General features: G+C 54.1%; 18 protein-coding genes. 9 read left to right on the top strand and 9 right to left on the bottom strand.

Annotated elements, in window-relative coordinates; genetic code table 11:
• Positions 1-120: 120 nt before the first annotated feature.
• The 5 genes from JL719_RS16310 to JL719_RS16330 form a co-directional block, all read right to left on the bottom strand.
• Positions 121-2,583: a TonB-dependent siderophore receptor gene (locus JL719_RS16310; RefSeq protein ID WP_033155351.1), complete on the bottom strand. Its 2,463-nt coding sequence runs from the start codon at positions 2,581-2,583 to the stop codon at positions 121-123.
• Between the two features lie 285 nt (positions 2,584-2,868).
• Positions 2,869-3,312, bottom strand: coding sequence for a roadblock/LC7 domain-containing protein (locus JL719_RS16315; RefSeq protein WP_033155352.1), 444 nt, complete (start codon positions 3,310-3,312; stop codon positions 2,869-2,871).
• Between the two features lie 20 nt (positions 3,313-3,332).
• Complete coding sequence (locus JL719_RS16320) at positions 3,333-3,746, bottom strand: roadblock/LC7 domain-containing protein (RefSeq protein WP_033155353.1); 414 nt, start codon at positions 3,744-3,746, stop codon at positions 3,333-3,335.
• Positions 3,747-3,779: 33 nt separating this feature from the next.
• Positions 3,780-4,328, bottom strand: coding sequence for a V4R domain-containing protein (locus tag JL719_RS16325; protein WP_051669630.1), 549 nt, complete (start codon positions 4,326-4,328; stop codon positions 3,780-3,782).
• A 23-nt stretch (positions 4,329-4,351) separates the two neighbouring features.
• The gene (locus JL719_RS16330; RefSeq protein ID WP_051669632.1) at positions 4,352-5,179 is read right to left on the bottom strand and encodes an OmpA family protein; all 828 of its coding nucleotides are present in this window, start codon (positions 5,177-5,179) and stop codon (positions 4,352-4,354) included.
• 328 nt (positions 5,180-5,507) lie between these two features.
• Between JL719_RS16330 and JL719_RS16335 the strand changes: the two genes are divergently transcribed.
• Positions 5,508-6,302: an EAL domain-containing protein gene (locus tag JL719_RS16335; RefSeq protein WP_051669634.1), complete on the top strand. Its 795-nt coding sequence runs from the start codon at positions 5,508-5,510 to the stop codon at positions 6,300-6,302.
• A gap of 3 nt (positions 6,303-6,305) precedes the next feature.
• Here the strand turns inward: JL719_RS16335 and amrS are convergent, their stop codons facing one another.
• Positions 6,306-7,388, bottom strand: coding sequence for an AmmeMemoRadiSam system radical SAM enzyme (amrS, locus tag JL719_RS16340; RefSeq protein ID WP_033155354.1), 1,083 nt, complete (start codon positions 7,386-7,388; stop codon positions 6,306-6,308).
• A gap of 155 nt (positions 7,389-7,543) precedes the next feature.
• Here amrS and amrB point away from each other — a divergent pair, with 155 nt between their 5' ends.
• The 8 genes from amrB to JL719_RS16380 all read left to right on the top strand — a co-directional run bounded on the left by amrB (position 7,544) and on the right by JL719_RS16380 (position 16,177).
• Positions 7,544-8,323 (top strand): AmmeMemoRadiSam system protein B, encoded by a 780-nt coding sequence (gene amrB, locus JL719_RS16345; RefSeq protein WP_033155355.1) that lies wholly within the window; start codon positions 7,544-7,546, stop codon positions 8,321-8,323.
• Positions 8,310-8,867 (top strand): AmmeMemoRadiSam system protein A, encoded by a 558-nt coding sequence (amrA, locus tag JL719_RS16350; RefSeq protein ID WP_033155356.1) that lies wholly within the window; start codon positions 8,310-8,312, stop codon positions 8,865-8,867. Before amrB ends, amrA begins: the two co-directional genes overlap by 14 nt.
• A gap of 204 nt (positions 8,868-9,071) precedes the next feature.
• A complete protein-coding gene (gene zwf / locus JL719_RS16355) occupies positions 9,072-10,538 on the top strand; it encodes a glucose-6-phosphate dehydrogenase (protein ID WP_033155357.1) in 1,467 nt (488 codons plus the stop codon).
• A gap of 31 nt (positions 10,539-10,569) precedes the next feature.
• Positions 10,570-11,280: a 6-phosphogluconolactonase gene (pgl, locus tag JL719_RS16360; RefSeq protein ID WP_033155358.1), complete on the top strand. Its 711-nt coding sequence runs from the start codon at positions 10,570-10,572 to the stop codon at positions 11,278-11,280.
• Positions 11,281-11,385: 105 nt separating this feature from the next.
• On the top strand, positions 11,386-13,206 hold the full coding sequence (gene edd, locus JL719_RS16365; protein WP_033155359.1) for a phosphogluconate dehydratase: 1,821 nt from the start codon (positions 11,386-11,388) through the stop codon (positions 13,204-13,206).
• Positions 13,207-13,348: 142 nt separating this feature from the next.
• Positions 13,349-14,794, top strand: coding sequence for a decarboxylating NADP(+)-dependent phosphogluconate dehydrogenase (gnd, locus tag JL719_RS16370; RefSeq protein ID WP_033155360.1), 1,446 nt, complete (start codon positions 13,349-13,351; stop codon positions 14,792-14,794).
• Positions 14,795-14,884: 90 nt separating this feature from the next.
• Complete coding sequence (locus JL719_RS16375) at positions 14,885-15,514, top strand: bifunctional 4-hydroxy-2-oxoglutarate aldolase/2-dehydro-3-deoxy-phosphogluconate aldolase (RefSeq protein WP_033155361.1); 630 nt, start codon at positions 14,885-14,887, stop codon at positions 15,512-15,514.
• A 108-nt stretch (positions 15,515-15,622) separates the two neighbouring features.
• Positions 15,623-16,177 carry a cytochrome b gene (locus tag JL719_RS16380; RefSeq protein ID WP_033155362.1) on the top strand — a complete coding sequence of 185 codons (555 nt, stop codon included), beginning with the start codon at positions 15,623-15,625 and terminating at the stop codon, positions 16,175-16,177.
• A gap of 54 nt (positions 16,178-16,231) precedes the next feature.
• On the opposite strand, the gene JL719_RS16385 is transcribed toward JL719_RS16380, so the two are convergent.
• Genes JL719_RS16385 through JL719_RS16395 form a run of 3 tightly spaced genes read right to left on the bottom strand, consistent with a single transcriptional unit; the run spans position 16,232 to position 18,757 of the window.
• Complete coding sequence (locus JL719_RS16385; protein ID WP_033155363.1) at positions 16,232-16,645, bottom strand: Dabb family protein; 414 nt, start codon at positions 16,643-16,645, stop codon at positions 16,232-16,234.
• A 60-nt stretch (positions 16,646-16,705) separates the two neighbouring features.
• Positions 16,706-17,719, bottom strand: coding sequence for a M48 family metallopeptidase (locus JL719_RS16390; protein WP_051669636.1), 1,014 nt, complete (start codon positions 17,717-17,719; stop codon positions 16,706-16,708).
• Positions 17,720-18,757 (bottom strand): YjgN family protein, encoded by a 1,038-nt coding sequence (locus tag JL719_RS16395; RefSeq protein ID WP_201799000.1) that lies wholly within the window; start codon positions 18,755-18,757, stop codon positions 17,720-17,722.
• Positions 18,758-18,761: the final 4 nt, after the last annotated feature.

Genomic DNA, 18,761 nt, shown 5'->3' on the forward strand with positions numbered 1-18,761 from the left:
CGCACTCCTTGCATAACCCATCCGGCATAGCGCCCAACATCGGTAATGTCCAATGCTAACCGGCTTGCCGCTGGGAAACAGTACCGATAGTCGGCTAATGTCATAGTCTTAGCCCCGGTATCAAAACTTCACCGAAAAGTTGATCATCAACTCGCGGGGCCTGCTGCGGCTGCTTTGCGAAGGCCGGTATTGTTCGTCCAGCAGGTTTTTGCCCATCAGATCCACGCTCATACTATGCCCTCCCACTTCCCAGGTATAACCGATGAGGGCGTTCAACAAAGCATAAGTCTGCCGCGAATTAGCCGGACTATCGGGTAACAAAGTCTGATCGAAGACCAGATTGACACCACCGCCCAGATGCAGGCCGCGCAGCGCCTCAACACTAAAGTCGTAACGTGTCCACAAATTAGCCAGGTGCGGCGCGCTCATTTGCAGCGGCGCGTTGTGGAAGCGATTGACGTTCTTATAGTTAGCCAGCCCCGCTGCATCGAGCGTGCCGGGGTCTTGGGCGAGGATGGCATGGTCCTGACCGCTGAATTCGGTGATCCTGGCATCCATGTAGCTGTAGGACAGATACAGTTGCCAGTCGTCTGTCAGTTTAGCGGTGGCGTCCCATTCAATACCACGGGAACGCTGTTCACCGCTTTGCAGACCGTAAATGGTGATGCCGCCGGCGGAATTGGTCAACGCCATGTCGTTGACGATGTTTTTATTTAAGATCTCGAAGTAAGTCAGCGTGCTGGATAAACGACCGTCAAACCAGTCCGCTTTAATGCCGACATCGTAACCCCAGCCCTCAGTCGGCTTAGGAATCGACGTGCTACCGTCCAGATTGTTGGCCGGAAAAGTGCCCGGCACGAACGATTTGGCATAGCTGGCGAACAACGACCATTCGGGTGTCAGCTTGAAGAGCAGCCCGTATTGGGGCGTGACCGCACTTGCGGTGGCGCCCTGTGCTTGGCCGGTCAGGCGGTTTGTGTATTGGCTTTCTGTTGATGTCCAGCGCCAACCGGCCAATAGCAGCAAACGGTCATCGAAAAAACCGAAGGTAGAGCTGCCGTAGACCGATTTGTCGACAGCGTTCACGTTCTCGTCGGTGAGGCTGGTCGTCAGCCGGGATAAGGGTATCGCCGTATTCCGGTTCCAGGTGTTGGGATTGCCGAGATCCCACAAAGGCAAGGGAGAAGCGGTGGGATTGCTGCCCAAGGCCGAATCGTTGGGTGCCTGGCCGGCGGTGCGATGGAAGTTGCGGTCAATGTATTGACCGCCCAGCAGCAAGCGCAGACTGGCGAAGCCCAGGTCATACTTACCCACGCCTTGCAGTTCTATCGTGTCGTCACGGTTGCTGTAGGCTTGCTGCCTGACTCGACGACCCTGCATCAATGTCGTGTTATTACTCATGCCCAAGTTACCGGTAAACAGCGCATCGACATCGTATTCCAGATGCGAATAGCCGGTACGTAGATTCCAGTGTTCGTCGGCCTTAAAGTCTATCCAGGTACTGAGATTGTGGGTGTGACTATGCCGATAGTCGCTGTAAGCCATGCTGTTCCAATTGTCGGGCAAGCCCGGCACATCGACGCCGGAAAGGTTGGGGTCCGCGGCAGTGGGCAATACGCCGGCCTGGGTGTTGTAGCCGGGCTTTTGCATGAGTTGGGGCTCTTCTATTTTTTCGAAGTTTTCGTATTTTAAGGAGACACTCAGGCGGTCGCTGGGTTGCCAAAGCAAAGAAGGCGAGATATTCCAGGAATGGGCATCGTAGGGCTCCCAGTAATGCATATCCTGATCATAAGAAGCCGCCAGCCGGTAGAGCAGGTTTTTTGTAGCAGGTCCCGTCACGTCAACATCGAAACGATACTCGCCGTAGGAGCCGTAACGCCCATCCGCAGCAGCGGCAAACCGGCGCTGCGGGTTTTTGGTGATGACATTGACGATACCGCCCGGCGCGACCTGACCGTACAGAAACGATGCCGGCCCCTTGACCACTTCAAGCCGCGAGATATTGGTGAAATCCAAAATGGACGGACCGTGGACGCCGTCGCGCAACGTGTGAATATTGCCGCCGGCCAAAGAACCCACCGCAAAGCCGCGAATGGCCAAGTTGGCGTTGCCTTCGTTGAAGTCGTTGCTGCGGTAAGTGACTCCCGGCGAATAGCGGGCTATGTCGAAAATATCGCGGGGTTTTTGATCCTTGATGAACGACTCGGTAAAGGCTTGGAGCGCAAACGGCAAGTCGCTGATCGGTGCGTCGAAACGGGAGCCGGACACCGAATTCGAAGCAAGGTATCCGCTATCAAGCTGGGAAGACACATCGAACGGCGACACCTTGACATTCACCAACTCCAGCAGATCCATATCCGCCACATCCCTGCCGGCCTCATCGGCCTGTTCGGAAAGACGGGTGTCGATAACAGCATCGTCAGCCGCTTTCAAATCAGTCGAAAACGTCCGGCCAGCCTGGGAATCGGCTTCGAAGTCGCCGCCGGGTTCCGCAGCCAACGTTAATGGCTGGCGCAGCACACTAAACACAAAAACCAGTCCGATAGACCAGCCGACGCCAAATTGAGACCCACAGTCTTTCATTTTGCATCCCCCCAGTGAGATTTATTAACCCGGCCCTTAAACATCGCCCACACCAGCCTGGACTTCGACGAGCTCAGCCCGGACGGCATACCCGCGACCAATAGGGCCGGGTTAATAACGCGAAGATCTAGTTATTTTTATGAAACCGCGGGACAACACCCGCCGTTCACTAAACAGCTTAGTTCAGTTGGTAACGGAGGGCAATTTCTACGAACGTGGGGATGGGGTTTCTCGCCAGCACCCGGCGAGAAGGAAGAAACGACGGCTGGATAGACTTGCCGCCGTCTATTTAGCCTGACTCAACACAGAGGCCAGATTGACGCCCTTGGGACTGGAAATACACAAAATGATAGGCCCGACGCTGAGCATTGCCAGCTTGTTGACGGCACCGACAATGACGATCTGTTCGATCTCGCCCAAACCCAGCGAGGTTTCACCGTGCTGTGCAGCACGAATGGTTTCCTGAATAATCGCCCCGAACGCATCCATATTGGACGCTTCCGCGGATTGGGCCAGAATCAGGCCGTCGTGGTAGGCTGCGCAAGCGCTTACACCATTGATCTTGACCACTTTATCCACCACAGACTGCACGGCGTCGATGAATGCCGCACGCTTTAAGCGGGTGGCTTCACTGACATTGACGATGTCGGCCGCAGGCTGCCGGCGCGCGGCGAGATAATCGTCGGCGAGCGTATCCAACTGCGCCAACTGCGATTCAAACCAATGCATATTTAAGCTCTAGACAGCGGTTAATTGGCCAGATAACTGGTAAACAATTTTTTCAATACCGGAATGGTTTCTTTTAATTCAAACCGCACCCGTCCTAACAACGCTTCCCGCTGAGTGACCAGAGCCAGAATAAAGCCCGCGTCTATCGGCGTCGATAAAATGTAGCCGTCGTTGTTTTCGCAGATCACCATATTGGTTAAATGATGGCCGACATGTTGCGCCGCTTTGGCCGCCGCGCCGAACACCACCTGCACCGAAGCGCCGATGGCGTCGGTGTTGATTTCAAAATCGCGGTGAATATGCGTGACAAAGCCGTCGCTATCGACAATGGCCGCTGCCGATACGCCCTGGATGTTCATCAGATTGCGCAAGATGGAATCGATTTCGTTGTTCTGAGATTTGCGCGGATCGAGAAATTGGACATTACTACTCATGTTGCTCTCCTGATGCTTTTAATAATTATCAACCTACAGTAAGTCGACGCGGATTAAACACGTCTTGTCACCCAGCGCGTTGCACTTGGTTTCGGTGGCCTTTACATTACGATTGAAAAAAGTTTTGACGATGCCGCCGACCATGCCGGCTTCGAAATGACAAATAGGCGCCGACACATGATGAATACCGGCGCAGGACACGCATTCATCCACCCTTAACTCCAGCACGCCCGCGGACAAGTCCACTTTATCCGGCACCACCAGGCCGATACTCAGCTGCCGGCACAGCAATTTGATTTTGCCGACATAGGTTTCCAGGTCTTTATCGATATTGGCGGCGGCAATTTGGCCCATCGCCAAACCCAAACTCTGGCCGGAATGATAAACCAGCGAAGGAGCACCCTGGCCTAATATGTCTTCTACGTTGGAACCCAAAGCCACCATGCGCAAGGCTTGAAACAATCGAATGGGAATCAGCGGGCCCAGATCGTTGCGATTTTCGATATCGAACTCGCCGGAAATAATACCGTCGAGAATTTGCTGCTGGGCTATCTGATAGTCTGATTTACTGTTTTGTATCATAGCGTCTACCCTCTTCAATTCGGTTAATTATCCACACACTGCAATTCGACCCGACGATTTAAGGCCTGGCCCTCTTTGGTATCGTTCGGCGCCGCCGGATTTCTCATACCTTCCGATGCGGTGAAGATGGCTGTTGAGCCGATACCTTTGCCGACCAACAGTTTTTTAACGGCATTAGCCCGCGTCAAGCCCAACTGCACGTTGGCGGCATCACTACCCAAATTGCAGGTATGCCCGGTCAGTTTGATCCGGTTTTGGCAGCTTCTGGCCGCGCTCAATAGTTCGTTGCTGCTGTTCGCAGATTCCGGCGTTAATTTGCTGGAATCGAATTTGAAATACACGGTAAAAGACGACGTACCAGAGGTTTGCGCCGCAGTATCCGGCGAGACTTTGGGAATACCCGCCGCGGTCGGCTCAGTAGGTAACTCAGGCATCGGGTCCGATGTTTGCGGATTGTCATTTCCGGATGCCGACTGTTGCGCCTCTTGCTTCGCAGCAATCGCTTGATCCGGTTTAGCCTCGGCAAGCAAGGTTGGAGCGACTTCTGTTGAGGGCTGCGGTGCTTGGGTATCGGGGGTTGCCGGCTCAGGAACGGTGGCTGGTGTTGCCGGTTTACTCAAGCCTGCAGTCTGGCTAATGGCTGGCGGCTTTTGCGCTAACTCAGGCACTAAAACCGCCACCACGGCCAGCAAACCAATCACACCAAGCAACCACGGCACATTGCGGCGCAAGGGTTTTTTAAAGGTTTTGTCTGATTTGCCCTGCGGATTGGCAGAACTCAGCCGCGCTTTGTCCGTAGACGGAATAATGCCATCCAGGCCGTCGTGATCGAGTGATCGAGGTTTTTTCATGGAATTCCCTTAAGTTCCGTTTGCCAGAAGCCTGCTGAATATTTGCAGGGACAGTGTGAGCAGGCACCGACTTAAATTTGTTGGGCTATCATATGCAAGTTTCCCTGCAGAATCAAAATTGATGCTGGTTCAAATAATTAAATCTTAGAATTTGACACTGAACTAATTCAGTGAATCCTGAAACCAACTCGACCCAGTAATCGAAAACTTGCGAAGTTAATGATGATTCGCATCAAGTTCGCTACACTTGATAATGACGATTACCAGGGAAGCAAGCCTGCTCAAGCAAGGATGATCAACATCCTGACATCGATTTAGAGAATCCGTTATGCCAGAAAATACCGCGCCAAATTCGCCACAGACCAGCACCAATACCGACCTGCCCAGTTGCAACCGTTGCCGAGATCTGGAGGAACTGGATTTCGATTTTAGTTTTGCCTATCAGCCCATCGTCAATTTTTTTGCCCGCACCGTTTTTGCCCACGAAGCGCTGGTGCGCGGCGTTAACGGTGAATCGGCCGCATCGATACTCGCCAAAGTCACCGATGCCAACCGCTATCGCTTCGACCAAAACTGCCGGATTAAAGCCGTGGAAGGCGCAGCAAGGTTGGGTATCCAGGAGTTTGTATCGATTAACTTTATGCCGAATGCGGTTTACCAACCCGAAGCCTGTATCCGCTCGACTTTTGAAGCCGCGCAACGCTACAACTTTTCCAAAGACCGCATCATTTTCGAAGTGATTGAAGGCGAGGATGTGTCCGACCGTCCGCATTTAATCAATATATTCACCGAATACCGGCGCTTTGGTTTTAAAACCGCTATCGACGACTTCGGCGCGGGCTACGCCGGCCTGAACCTACTCGCCGAATTCCAGCCGGATGTGCTGAAACTGGATATGGATTTGGTGCGCGACATCAATCTCAGCAAACCCAAACAGGCGATAGTGGGAGGGGTTGTGCAAATCTGCCGCGAACTCGGCATCGAAGTGCTGGCGGAAGGCATCGAAACCAAGGCCGAACGGGATTTTCTGCTGGGCTGCGGCGTCACGCTGTTTCAAGGCTATCTATTCTGCAAACCCACATTTCAGGCTATCGGCCAAATCAATCCGGATGCCTGGTCTTAAACCTTAAAACTTGACTGCCTGGCGCTTGGCGCCCCAATCGCCGGGTAAAGGATTAAACACCCCGGCACAAGAACATCCGCAAAACCGGCAGTTGCCGGCGGCATCCAAATTCCAATCCGACAGCTCGTACCAATCGCGGCCGATCAAAATTTTCCCGCAGCCGTGGCAATAGGTACTCTCCGCCGATTTGTCGTGAACATTGCCGACATAGGCGTAACGCACGCCGTTTTTCAAGGCAATGCTGCGCGCCAGCAACAATGTGGACCGCGGCGTGTGCGGGGTATCCGTCATTTTCCAATCCGGATGAAACGCGGTGAAATGCATGGGCACATCCGGACCAAGATGCTCGACCACCCATTGGGTCATGGCTTCCAATTCGGTCTCGGAATCGTTGGCGCCGGGAATCAGCAACGTGGTCAACTCCAACCAGACCGGGGTCTCGTGTTTTAAATATTGCAGCGTTTCCAGCACCGCCTGCAGATGGCCACCGGTGATCTTGTGGTAAAAACCCTCGGAGAAGGCTTTTAAATCGACATTGGCCGCGTCCATGTAGCGGTAAAACTCGGCGCGCGGCTCGGCGCAGACATAGCCGGCGGTCACAGCCACGGACTTCAAACCCAGCTCCCGGCAGGCTTGTGCCGTATCGATGGCGTATTCGTGGAAAATCACCGGATCGTTGTAGGTATAGGCGACGCTGCTGCAAGCGTGCTCCAGTGCGGCTCGGGCTATCGCTTCCGGCTCGGCCAGGCTCATCAGCGTATCCATCTCCCGCGACTTGCTGATGTCCCAATTCTGGCAAAACTTGCAGGCTAAATTGCAGCCCGCGGTGCCGAAAGAAAAAATCGGCGTGCCGGGTAGAAAATGGTTTAACGGCTTTTTCTCGATAGGATCGATGGCAAAACCGCTGGAGCGGCCGTAACTGGTCATCACGATTTGACCATGCAGATTCTGCCGCACAAAGCACAAGCCGCGCTGGCCTTCATGCAATTTGCAAAAGCGCGGACACAAGTCGCACTGCACCTTGCCGTCCGCCAACACATGCCAATAACGGGTGGCTGCTGTATCCGCGCTGAGTAAAGTAGTCATGGCGATGCTCCTTGAACCCCAAGCATAAAATCGGGTCGTTATCGGCGAGAGTTAGCAGTAGAATAAACCCAAGATGGGCGGGGTATTCAATTTTTTGATGCGCCGCTATCCGCCCGGCCTCTGATCGTATTAAAACTTTAAAAAAGGATCAGCGCATGAATAGAAAACCCGCCGTAGCAGGACGGTTTTATCCTGCCCACCCCCAACAACTTCATGACGCGGTGTCCGGCTATTTGCAGGACGTACGCCCCACCGGCAAAGCGCCCAAAGCCATGATCGTGCCGCATGCCGGATACATTTATTCCGGGCCGATAGCCGCTACCGCTTACGCCCGTTTAAAGCCCGCCGCAGCCAGCATTACCCGCGTGATATTGATCGGCCCTTCGCATCACGTGGCGTTTCGCGGCTTGGCAGTCAGCAGAACCCACGCTTACACCACCCCGCTCGGCGATGTTGAGGTAGACCAGGCCGCTATCGAAGCCTTATTGAGTTTGCCGTTTGTCGAATACATCGAACAAGCCCACACGCTGGAACACAGCCTGGAAGTACATCTGCCGTTTCTGCAATCGGTCTTACAGCAATTCACGCTGGTCCCCATCGTGGCCGGCGACGCCAGTCCCGAACAAGTCAGTCAGGCGCTGGAGCTGTTGTGGGGCGGCGATGAAACCTTACTGGTCATCAGCTCGGACCTAAGCCATTATCACGACTACGACACCGCCAAACGCCTGGACCAGGCGACCAGCCGAATGATAGAGCATTTGCAATACACCGAAATCTGCGGCGAGGCCGCCTGCGGCAAGGTGCCGGTCAACGGCTTGTTGAAACTACTGAAACAAAAAGGCCTGTCTATTAAAACCATAGATCTGCGCAATTCCGGCGACACGGCCAGCGACAAACAGCAAGTCGTGGGGTACGGTGCCTATGTCGTTGACTAAAACCTTGCAAACTCCGTTGCTGGAACTAGCCCGGCAATCCATAGCCCACGGCATGCAAACCGGTCGGCCGTTACCGGTCGATTTGGAGAGCTATCCAGCGGAATTACGCGAAATCTGCGCGACTTTCGTCACGCTGGAACGCCGTGGTCAATTGCGCGGTTGTATCGGCATGCTGGAAGCGGTAAGGCCTTTGGTGGAAGATGTAGCGGAAAACGCCTTTGCGGCGGCTTTCCGCGACCGGCGTTTTCCGCCGCTGGCGGCCAAGGAACTGGCCGATCTTGATCTGCATATTTCCGTACTTAGCCCCGCCGTAGCGATGAAATTCGCTTCGGAAGCGGATCTAATCGTGCAACTTCGCCCCGGCATCGACGGCATCATCTTGCAGGAAGGCGGCCGGCGCGGCACTTTCCTGCCCTCGGTATGGGATGATCTACCCGATCCCGCCCAGTTTTTACAACACCTAAAACAAAAGGCCGGCTTACCCGCCGCCTATTGGTCGGACACGATGCAAGCCTATCGTTATACCACCGAGATGTTCGGCTAACTGTCAACCGTTTCGTGCGCCACCAACCCAAGTAAATCCGGCCTTGGCGGCCTTTGATCTTGTTCCGAACCGGCAACGAACATTATAATAGCGGCATTTTCGACTGATCCGGGCCCAGAGTTTCCTGCAACGTGCGTTTATTTTGCGCGCTGAAATCGACATGCCAAAGCCGATCAACCCTCTTCTTCATTCCTGGTATCACTGATGAAAAATCAAAATTACAAACCTTGCGACCTGGTGATTTACGGCGCATTGGGTGATCTATCGAAACGAAAGTTACTGATTTCGTTGTATCGTCTCGAAAAATCCAATTTGCTGGAAACCGATACCCGCATTATCGGCGTTGATCGACTGGAGGAAACCAGCGAAGGCTTCGTCCAAATTGCTCATAACAGCCTGAAATCGTTCTTACACAAAGAGATAAACCCCGAAATCTGGGGCCGGCTGTCGCAAAGATTATCGTATCTGAAAATCGACCTGACTCAACCGGAGCAATATCTACAGTTGAATGCCGCAGTTGATCCGGAAAAGCGGGTGATGGTCAACTATTTTGCCGTGGCGCCGTTTCTATTCAAAAGTATCTGCCAGGGTTTGCAAAGCTGCGGCGTATTAACCGCCGAATCGCGGATGGTGATGGAAAAACCCATCGGCCACGACTTGAAGTCTTCCAAGGAGATCAACGACGTCGTCGAAGAAGTCTTCCAGGAAGATCAGGTCTACCGTATCGACCATTACCTGGGCAAAGAGACGGTACTGAATCTGCTGGCCCTGCGTTTTGCCAACTCGATTTTCACTACCAATTGGAACCACAACACCATTGATCATATCCAGATTACGGTGGGTGAAGACATCGGCATCGAAGGCCGCTGGGAATACTTTGATAAAACCGGCCAGTTGCGAGACATGTTGCAAAACCATTTGCTGCAGATTCTGACCTTTGTAGCGATGGAACCGCCGGCCGATCTGGAAGCGGAAAGCATCCACATGGAAAAAATCAAGGTGTTGAAAGCCTTGCGGCCGATTACCGCACGCAATGTCGAGGAAAAAACCGTGCGCGGCCAATATACCGCCGGTTTCATTAAAGGCGCGGCGGTGCCGGGTTATCTGGAAGAGGAAGGCGCCAACAAGGAAAGCACCACCGAAAGCTTCGTGGCGATTCGGGTGGACATCGACAACTGGCGTTGGGCCGGCGTACCTTTTTACATGCGCACCGGCAAACGCATGCCCAACAAGCGTACGGAAATCGTCGTCAACTTTAAACAATTGCCGCACAACATTTTCAAAGACAGCTTCCGCGACCTGCCGGCCAATAAACTGGTGATCCATTTGCAGCCCAACGAAGGCGTGGATGTGGTGATGTTGAACAAGGTGCCGGGCATAGACGGTAATATCAAATTGCAACAAACCAAGCTGGACTTGAGTTTTTCGGAAACCTTCAAGAAAAACAGTATTTTCGGCGGCTACGAAAAACTGATTCTGGAAGCCCTGCGCGGCAACACCACGCTGTTTTTAAGCCGCGAGGAAATCGAACAAGCCTGGGCCTGGGTCGATTCGATCCAAGACGCCTGGGCGCAAAACCACAGCGCTCCAAAATCTTACCCGGCTGGCAGCTGGGGGCCGATTGCCTCCGTGGCATTATTGGCCCGCGACGGCCGCGCCTGGGAAGAGTAATCAATCTGTATCCATCACGAGAACAACGAACATGGTTAGAGAATTTTTTTTCGAACAACGTAACCACCTGTTTACCGCCTTGGTGGCCGAATGCCAGGATGTGTTATCCGAAGCCGTCAGCAAACACGGTCAAGCCACTTTATTGGTGTCGGGCGGCAGCACCCCTGCCCCGCTTTATGAAGCTTTGTCCAAATCCGATTTGAATTGGAAAAAAATCAAGGTAGCGCTGGTGGACGAACGCTGGGTGGACAATCAACACAGCGCCAGCAACGAAGCTTTAATTCGCCGCAGCCTGCTGATCAACAACGCCAAAAACGTTGAGTTTATCGGCATGAAAACCCCGGCTGCCAAGGCCAAACAAGGTCAGGCAGAGGCTGAAGGCCGTTACGCCAAACTGCCGCAGCCTTTCACGCTGAGCATCGTCGGCATGGGCCCGGACGGTCATACCGCTTCGCTGTTTCCGCACGCAGAAGGTCTGGCCAACGCATTGAGTGAGGACAATCAAAATCTGACCGCGGCCATCACCGCCATTCAAAGCGAAGTGACCGGCGCCAATACAGAACGCCTGACCCTGACCCGCAACGCTTTATTAAAGTCGGAGCGCATCGTGATTTTGTTCACCGGCGAAGATAAGTTGGCAGTATTCAACAGCGCCCAAAAACCGGGCCCGGTAGAGGACATGCCGATTCGGGCCTTATTGAATCAGGAAGACGTGCCGGTGGAATTGTACTGGGCACCTTAGCCGCTTAAATTTAGGGTGGGTTAGACGCGCATAACCCAATCACTCTCGATTCCAAAACGCCGTTCGGCGCGTCGACACCACCCCATCTGCTGCCCTGGAGAGCTTATGCATCCTGTTTTAGAAAAAGTGACCGCCGACGTGGTGGAACGTAGCCGGGAAAGCCGCGCTGCTTATCTGGCCCGCATCGACGCCGCCATTGCCAACGGCCCGCAACGTACCAATCTGCCTTGCGCGAATCTGGCCCACGGTTTTGCCGTCTGTTCGGCGGCTGAAAAAGACGCTCTGTCGCATGCCGTGAAAGCCAACGTCGGCATTATCTCCGCTTACAACGACATGCTGTCGGCACACGAACCGTACCAACACTACCCGGAACTGATCAAACAAGCAGTGCGCGAAGCCGGCGGCGTCGCCCAGTTCGCCGGCGGCGTGCCGGCCATGTGCGACGGCGTGACGCAAGGCATGCCGGGCATGGAATTGTCGCTGTTCAGCCGCGACGTGATTGCGTTATCCACGGCGATTGGCTTGAGCCATAACATGTTCGACGCCGCCTTGTATTTGGGCGTCTGCGACAAAATCGTGCCCGGCTTGCTGATCGGCGCCTTGAGTTTCGGCCATTTGCCTGCGGTTTTTGTGCCCGCCGGGCCGATGACTACGGGTATCTCCAACAAGGAAAAATCCCGCACCCGGCAAAAATTCGCGGAAGGTAAAGTCGGCGAAAAGGAACTGCTGGAGTCGGAATCCAAGGCTTACCACAGCCCCGGCACCTGCACCTTCTACGGCACCGCCAACAGCAATCAGATGATGGTGGAAATCATGGGCCTGCACTTGCCGGGCAGTTCATTCGTCAACCCTTACACCCCGCTACGCGACGAATTAACCAAAGCTGCTGCCAAACAGGTATTGAAATTCACCGCGCTGGGTGACGACTTCCGGCCGATTGCCCATGTGGTCAACGAAAAAGCCATCATTAACGCCATCATCGGCTTACTGGCCACGGGCGGCTCGACCAATCACACCATCCATTTGATCGCTATCGCCCGCGCGGCCGGCATCATCATCAATTGGGACGATTTCGATAATCTATCCAAAGCCATTCCGTTATTGACCAAGATTTATCCGAACGGCCCGGCCGACGTCAACCAGTTCCAAGCGGCCGGCGGCATGGGCTTGTTGATCCAGGAATTGCTGGAACACGGCCTTCTGCACGGCGATATTCTGACCATCGGCGACCAACGCGGCATGGCCCAATACAGCCAAGTACCGACGTTGAACGACGGCAAGCTCAGCTGGGAAGCCGGGCCAGCGGTTTCGCTGGATCCGGAGGTGATTAGCAGTGTGGCACAACCCTTCGCTGCGGGCGGCGGCCTACACGTGATGCACGGCAACCTGGGCCGCGGTGTCTCGAAAATTTCCGCAGTCGCGGAAAAGCATCAGGTGGTTACCGCGCCGGCGATGGTATTCGACGACCAACTGGACGTGGTGGCTGCCTTCAAACGCGGCGAACTGGAAAAAGACGTGATTGTGGTGTTGCGCTTCCAGGGCCCCAAAGCCAACGGCATGCCGGAACTGCATAAATTGACGCCGGTGTTGGGCGTATTGCAAGACCGGGGCTTTCATGTCGCCTTGGTCACTGACGGCAGAATGTCCGGCGCGTCCGGCAAGGTACCGTCGGCGATCCACATGTGGCCGGAATGCATAGACGGCGGCCCACTGGCCAAAGTCCGCGACGGCGACATCATCGCGCTGAACACCCAAACCGGCGAAGTCAACGTCCAGGTGGATCAAACCGAATTCGATGCTAGAGTGCCAACGCCCAACAGCGCCACCGGCCATCATTTTGGTATGGGCCGCGAACTGTTTGGGGCGATGCGGGCAAACGCATCCACCTCGGAAACTGGAGCGACCAATCTGTTTTTCGTGGACTGATATTCACACGTTTTAAGCAATGCCGTCTTAGTTTCACTTTGCCAAATCCGTCCTTCCCGCGGAAGGACGACTTTCTTGAAACCAGAATTAAGCAACATTGTGTCATCACCCCACAACGACAACGTTTACAGTAGGCAAACACATGAAAGCAAATATCGGTTTAATCGGCTTGGCGGTCATGGGACAGAATTTGGTTCTGAACATGAACGACCACGGTTTCAAAGTGGCGGTGTATAACCGCACCGCCAGCAAAGTCGATGAGTTTCTCGACGGTCCCGCCCAAAACACACAAGTCATCGGTACGCATTCCTTGGAACAACTGGTCAACAGCCTGGAGTCGCCGCGCAAGGTGATGTTGATGGTCAAGGCCGGCACTGTCGTGGATCAATACATAGACGACTTGCTACCCTTGCTGTCTGCCGGCGACATTATTATTGACGGTGGTAATTCGCTGTTTACCGACACCAACCGCCGCACCCAATATTTGCAGGAAAAAGGCCTGCTCTACGTCGGCACCGGCGTCTCCGGCGGTGAAGAAGGTGCCCGGCACGGCCCATCGATCATGCCCGGCGGCAATCAAGCAGCCTGGCCGGCGGTTAAACCAATTTTTCAAGCCATCAGCGCTCATGTCGACGGCGACCCTTGCTGCGAATGGGTCGGTGATAACGGCGCCGGCCACTACGTAAAAATGGTGCATAACGGCATCGAATATGGCGATATGCAACTGATATGCGAAGCGTATCAATTGTTGGCTGAAGGGTTGAACTTGAGCACCGACGAGATGCAGGCGATTTTTGCCGAATGGAATCAAGGCGAATTAAGCTCGTATTTGATCGAAATCACTGCCAACATTCTGGCCTATAAGGAAGACAACGGCCAACCTTTACTGAACAGCATCCTGGATACCGCCGGCCAAAAAGGCACCGGCAAATGGACCGGCATCAATGCGCTGGACTTAGGTATCCCACTCACCTTGATCGGCGAGTCGGTCTTTGCCCGTTGCCTATCCGCACAAAAAGACGAGCGCATACGCGCGGCCCAAGCTTTGCCAAAAACCAGCACCCAATTTAGCGGCGACAAAGCGGCGATGATTCAAGCCATTCGCCAGGCCCTATACGCCTCTAAAATCATTTCCTACGCGCAAGGCTTTCGGTTGATGCGCGAAGCCGCCAAGGAATACCAGCTGGCACTGAATTACGGCGACATTGCCTTGATGTGGCGCGGCGGCTGTATTATTCGCAGCCAGTTTTTGAACGACATCAAACAGGCTTACCAGCAAAATCCCGATCTGGAAAATTTGCTGCTGGCCGATTTCTTCGTCGAAGCGATGAAGCAAGCCGAAGCGGGTTGGCGTCAAGCAGTGATCTTGGGCATACAACTAGGCATCCCAACACCGGCATTCTCGTCTGCCCTGGCCTATTTCGACGGTTATCGCACCGAACGTCTGCCAGCCAATTTGCTGCAAGCGCAAAGAGACTATTTCGGCGCCCATTCGTACGAACGCATCGACCGACCCCGAGGCGAGTTTTTTCATACCGACTGGACCGGACACGGCGGCAAAACTGCATCGACAACCTATACGGTTTAGGGCTTGCCCATCAGACCGTTGTTGTTTCGTCAAACACACACGCTTCACGGCGTGGGCTTTCCAAGCACACTCACATTAGGAAAATAACAAATGACCGTAACTATAAAAGAAGTCATGACCACCTCCCCGGTAATGCCGGTGATGGTAATCAATCAACTGGAACAAGCCGTGCCGCTGGCGCGCGCGTTGGTGGAAGGTGGATTGAAAGTATTGGAAATCACCTTGCGGACGCCCGTAGCACTGGACGCCATCCGCCGCATCAAAGCAGAAGTACCGGGCGCGATTGTCGGTGCCGGCACAATCATCAATACCCAAACGCTGAAAAACGCCATTGGCGCCGGCGCGGAATTCATCGTCAGCCCCGGCGTCACCGACAGCTTACTGGATGCGGCTCTGGCTTCCGGCGTGCCGATTTTGCCCGGCGTCATCACCCCCAGCGAAGTGATGCGTTTGATGGACAAAGGCATTACCGCGATGAAGTTTTTCCCGGCCGAAGCGGCGGGCGGTATCCCGATGCTGAAATCCATCGGCGGCCCGCTGCCGCAAGTGACCTTCTGCCCGACCGGCGGCGTGAATCCGAAAAACGCGGTGGAATATCTGGCGCTAAGCAATGTGGCCTGTGTCGGCGGCTCCTGGATGGCACCATCCGAACTGGTCGATGCCGGCGATTGGGCGGAAATCACCCGCCGCGCCGCGGAAGCCTCCGCTTTAAAAAAGTAAACCCATCGCTAGGGTTTTAAATCACCCAGTCGCGGGCATCGTTCGACAAACTGGCTTATTGCAAAATCGGCGTATTATCATTTTCTTGGCAAAAAGGAGTAATTAACGATGCAAAACCATACAAACGAACGCTATGGCACAATGACGATTGCCTTGCACTGGCTGACGTTTATCGTGATGGCAGCCGGTTATGCCTGTATCGAACTACGCGAGTTGTTCCCCAAAGGCAGCGACCCGCGTGAAACCATGAAAGCCCTGCATTTTATGCTGGGTTTATTGGTGTTAATGCTGCTGCTACCGAGACTGGGTTTCCGTCTGACCGGCCCCACACCGGCCATATCACCCGAACCGCCGACCTGGCAACGGCTAGCGGCACGTCTGGTGCATCTATTGCTTTATGGATTGATGTTGGGAATGCCGATAGCCGGCTGGCTGGCATTAAGCGCGGCCGGTAAAACAATTCCGTTTTTTGGCCTGGAGTTGCCGGCGCTGATCGCCGAAAACAAGGAACTGGCCAAAACGATCAAAGAAATACACGAAACCGGCGGAGTGATTGGCTATTACCTGATTGGCTTACACGTATCGGCGGTACTATTTCATCATTACGTGCAGCGCGACAACACCTTAAACCACATGCTGCCGGCATCGAAGAAGCCAGACTGATATTGTCCAGCCATTCCTGGCTACAAATCCGGGAAACGGCTGGTCACAACGTCATTACTCGATAAAATCGTAAATCTTATATTTATCCACCAAGGGCCGCAGCACCTGTTGAGCCACGCGCAGATATTCCGGATTCTGCAAAAACGCCTCGTAAGCCTGCTGGCTTTCGTAAACGCCGGATACGGCCACATCATAGCTTTCATCTAACGCAGCATTCGCTCGTCCACGATTAATCGCCGCCGGTGTACCGACATCGTAAGCCAGCACGCCCGGCAATTTAGCCAAGCCTGCACTGTCTTCTATATATTGTTGCCGCAGTTTTTCATCACCCGCCTGTTTCAGCCAGACTATCACCACGTGGTGTACTTTGCGATTTTGCGCCTGCTGCTCTGGTTTGGCAGTATAGGCACAACCGGTTCCGCCGGCTGCCAGCAGCCCCGCCAGCGCGAGGACATAAAGACGTTTCATGGTGTTTTGTTCTCCTGATACCTATAAATTGATGCCAAAATACTCCGGCTGCCGAGCATTTTAAAGCCCGCGCAAGCGTTTGATCCGTTCTTCGGTATTGGGATGGCTGGATAAATAATCCAGCGCTTCAAGCGATTCTACGGGTTGTTTGGGTACTGTGGTTTGATGGGCGGCCTCCAGTTTTTCCAATATATCGGCCAGCCGACTGACCGGAATAGCGTTGGCGCGCAACAGTTCTGCGGCAAAAGCGTCGGCACGGCGTTCAAAATCGCGCGAATAGCGGGTTTGTAATAATACGGTCGGCGCGACGGCCAGCAGACTGCTGACATCGCCAATGTACCAAGCCATCGCCAAACCCACCACAGAAGCCTGTAGCATTTGCCGCAGAGCATGTTTTTCGTGGACATGGCCCATTTCGTGGGCCAGCACCGCCAAAATTTCTTGGTCGTTACTCGCCAAACTCACCAAGTCGTCCAGCAGCAGAACGCTACCGCCAGGCAACGCAAAGGCGTTGGCGCCCAATGTCGAGCTAGCGCGAAATTCAATATGCGCGGGCCTATCCTCTCTCGGCGGCAAAGCCAAGCGCTGCCAGCCATCCTGAATAGTTTGCCGGCGTTCGTCGGATAATGTGCTGGGCTTCAATAAGGTTTGATCAAGGCTGGCGAAAAACTGCGTATCCATCCGTTCCAGCAAATAAACCGGCACTTGGTCCGCCGCCGCCCGCGCCGCATAAGGCAATCCAAACAAATACGCAACAACGAACAGGCTCAGAGTTAACAGCAGCGCCGCCAACGCATACCACCAACTATTTTCCATACCCGCTACCGCGCTACTACCTGCATCCTGCAACATCTCGGCAAAGCCTTGCCGATCAGCGACTTCACAACGGCCGCCATCGGCGAACAAAATCAGGCGCGGCGTGCTGCCGAGCGGCGGCGGAATTTTCAGACTGGCTAAATTTTCGCGGCGGACAATCTCCCGGCCCTGCAACAACAGCTTGTCGCCCTCAACACAGAGGGTAACGGGATGCGGCCGGGCTTGCCGCCCGTCGTAGTAAACGGCCGTAAGCAACATTTACAAGGCAATATCGAAATCAAACATCTCGGCCATTTCCTCGCCGGCGGCGGAAGTATTTGTCTGTAAACCAGCCACAAACTCGTCGATGCTGCCGCGCGGTAATAATGCGACGCGCTCGATGCGATAGCGCGCCAAACGAATATCAGCAAACGGCTTGTACAGCCCCAAGGTCAGCAAAGTCAACAGGACGTTGCTAAACATAATACCCAGCATCTCCCGCGCTTGAAGCTGGGCCTGAAACCCGTGCGGACCCAATTGCGTGCTATTCCAGACTAAGTTCTGCAGACGCGCCGCGACATAGGGATAAGCCAGTAAAAACAAGGCCAAATAGGTGCCTATCGCGGCTACCAATACACTCATCGCCACTAATTGCTCAGCCTCGACCGGAATCAGCTCCTTGCTACCCAGCAACATAACGCTGACCATCAGGCCGGCAAACACCAGCACACCTATGAATATCGTCATCAGATAGATGCGGTAATAAGCGCCAATTCCGGCAAAGAATTTAAAAAACTCATTACCGTACGTGCTGTTTTCCCGTGCGTAACGGGCCATGCGCTGTTGCGCCAGCGGCCACAGCAACCCCAGAGTCAACGCCGATAATACCGGCAATAGCAGAAAATTGAAGTACGCCTCTCCGGTGCTGCCATGAAACGCAAAACGTAAGCCTCGGTAACTGGTGTTATGCATTCTAAAGCGGAGCGAACGCATCAATAACCAGGGCATCACCGATACGATCACCAGCAAAATTGCCAAGCCTGCAACCCGATCGAATTCACCGACCAAGGTATAACCAGCAAACAACAGAAAAGCGACGATGCGTCCTTTCAAGATCGCCTTGGGATCGCCGTGGTAGTCAAAACCCGCACCGGCTAAAGTAGTGTGGCGGTAAAAATATTGGTTACGTTTGACTTTGGCCCAGGCTGAGTAAACGCCCAAGGTGACAATACTCAAGCAGACATTGACGATCCAAATCCGGAAATACTCGCCACCGCTGCCGCTGAATTGCAACTGCCGTGATTGATATTCTGCCATTTCC

Origin of the sequence: Methylomonas sp. LW13 (assembly GCF_016865255.1) — a bacterium.
In the GTDB taxonomy this organism is placed as follows: domain Bacteria; phylum Pseudomonadota; class Gammaproteobacteria; order Methylococcales; family Methylomonadaceae; genus Methylomonas.

Bases quoted from the DNA above. Each gene is read 5' to 3' on its own strand.
- gnd (WP_033155360.1), top strand. From the start codon at position 13,349: ATGAAAGCAAATATCGGTTTAATCGGCTTGGCGGTCATGGGACAGAAT.
- JL719_RS16390 (WP_051669636.1), bottom strand. From the start codon at position 17,719: ATGTTGCTTACGGCCGTTTACTACGACGGGCGGCAAGCCCGGCCGCAT.
- JL719_RS16320 (WP_033155353.1), bottom strand. From the start codon at position 3,746: ATGAGTAGTAATGTCCAATTTCTCGATCCGCGCAAATCTCAGAACAAC.
- JL719_RS16335 (WP_051669634.1), top strand. From the start codon at position 5,508: ATGCCAGAAAATACCGCGCCAAATTCGCCACAGACCAGCACCAATACC.
- amrA (WP_033155356.1), top strand. From the start codon at position 8,310: ATGTCGTTGACTAAAACCTTGCAAACTCCGTTGCTGGAACTAGCCCGG.
- JL719_RS16325 (WP_051669630.1), bottom strand. From the start codon at position 4,328: ATGATACAAAACAGTAAATCAGACTATCAGATAGCCCAGCAGCAAATT.
- amrB (WP_033155355.1), top strand. From the start codon at position 7,544: ATGAATAGAAAACCCGCCGTAGCAGGACGGTTTTATCCTGCCCACCCC.
- amrS (WP_033155354.1), bottom strand. From the start codon at position 7,388: ATGACTACTTTACTCAGCGCGGATACAGCAGCCACCCGTTATTGGCAT.
- pgl (WP_033155358.1), top strand. From the start codon at position 10,570: ATGGTTAGAGAATTTTTTTTCGAACAACGTAACCACCTGTTTACCGCC.
- JL719_RS16310 (WP_033155351.1), bottom strand. From the start codon at position 2,583: ATGAAAGACTGTGGGTCTCAATTTGGCGTCGGCTGGTCTATCGGACTG.
- JL719_RS16375 (WP_033155361.1), top strand. From the start codon at position 14,885: ATGACCGTAACTATAAAAGAAGTCATGACCACCTCCCCGGTAATGCCG.
- edd (WP_033155359.1), top strand. From the start codon at position 11,386: ATGCATCCTGTTTTAGAAAAAGTGACCGCCGACGTGGTGGAACGTAGC.
- JL719_RS16395 (WP_201799000.1), bottom strand. From the start codon at position 18,757: ATGGCAGAATATCAATCACGGCAGTTGCAATTCAGCGGCAGCGGTGGC.
- JL719_RS16315 (WP_033155352.1), bottom strand. From the start codon at position 3,312: ATGCATTGGTTTGAATCGCAGTTGGCGCAGTTGGATACGCTCGCCGAC.
- JL719_RS16385 (WP_033155363.1), bottom strand. From the start codon at position 16,645: ATGAAACGTCTTTATGTCCTCGCGCTGGCGGGGCTGCTGGCAGCCGGC.
- JL719_RS16330 (WP_051669632.1), bottom strand. From the start codon at position 5,179: ATGAAAAAACCTCGATCACTCGATCACGACGGCCTGGATGGCATTATT.
- JL719_RS16380 (WP_033155362.1), top strand. From the start codon at position 15,623: ATGCAAAACCATACAAACGAACGCTATGGCACAATGACGATTGCCTTG.
- zwf (WP_033155357.1), top strand. From the start codon at position 9,072: ATGAAAAATCAAAATTACAAACCTTGCGACCTGGTGATTTACGGCGCA.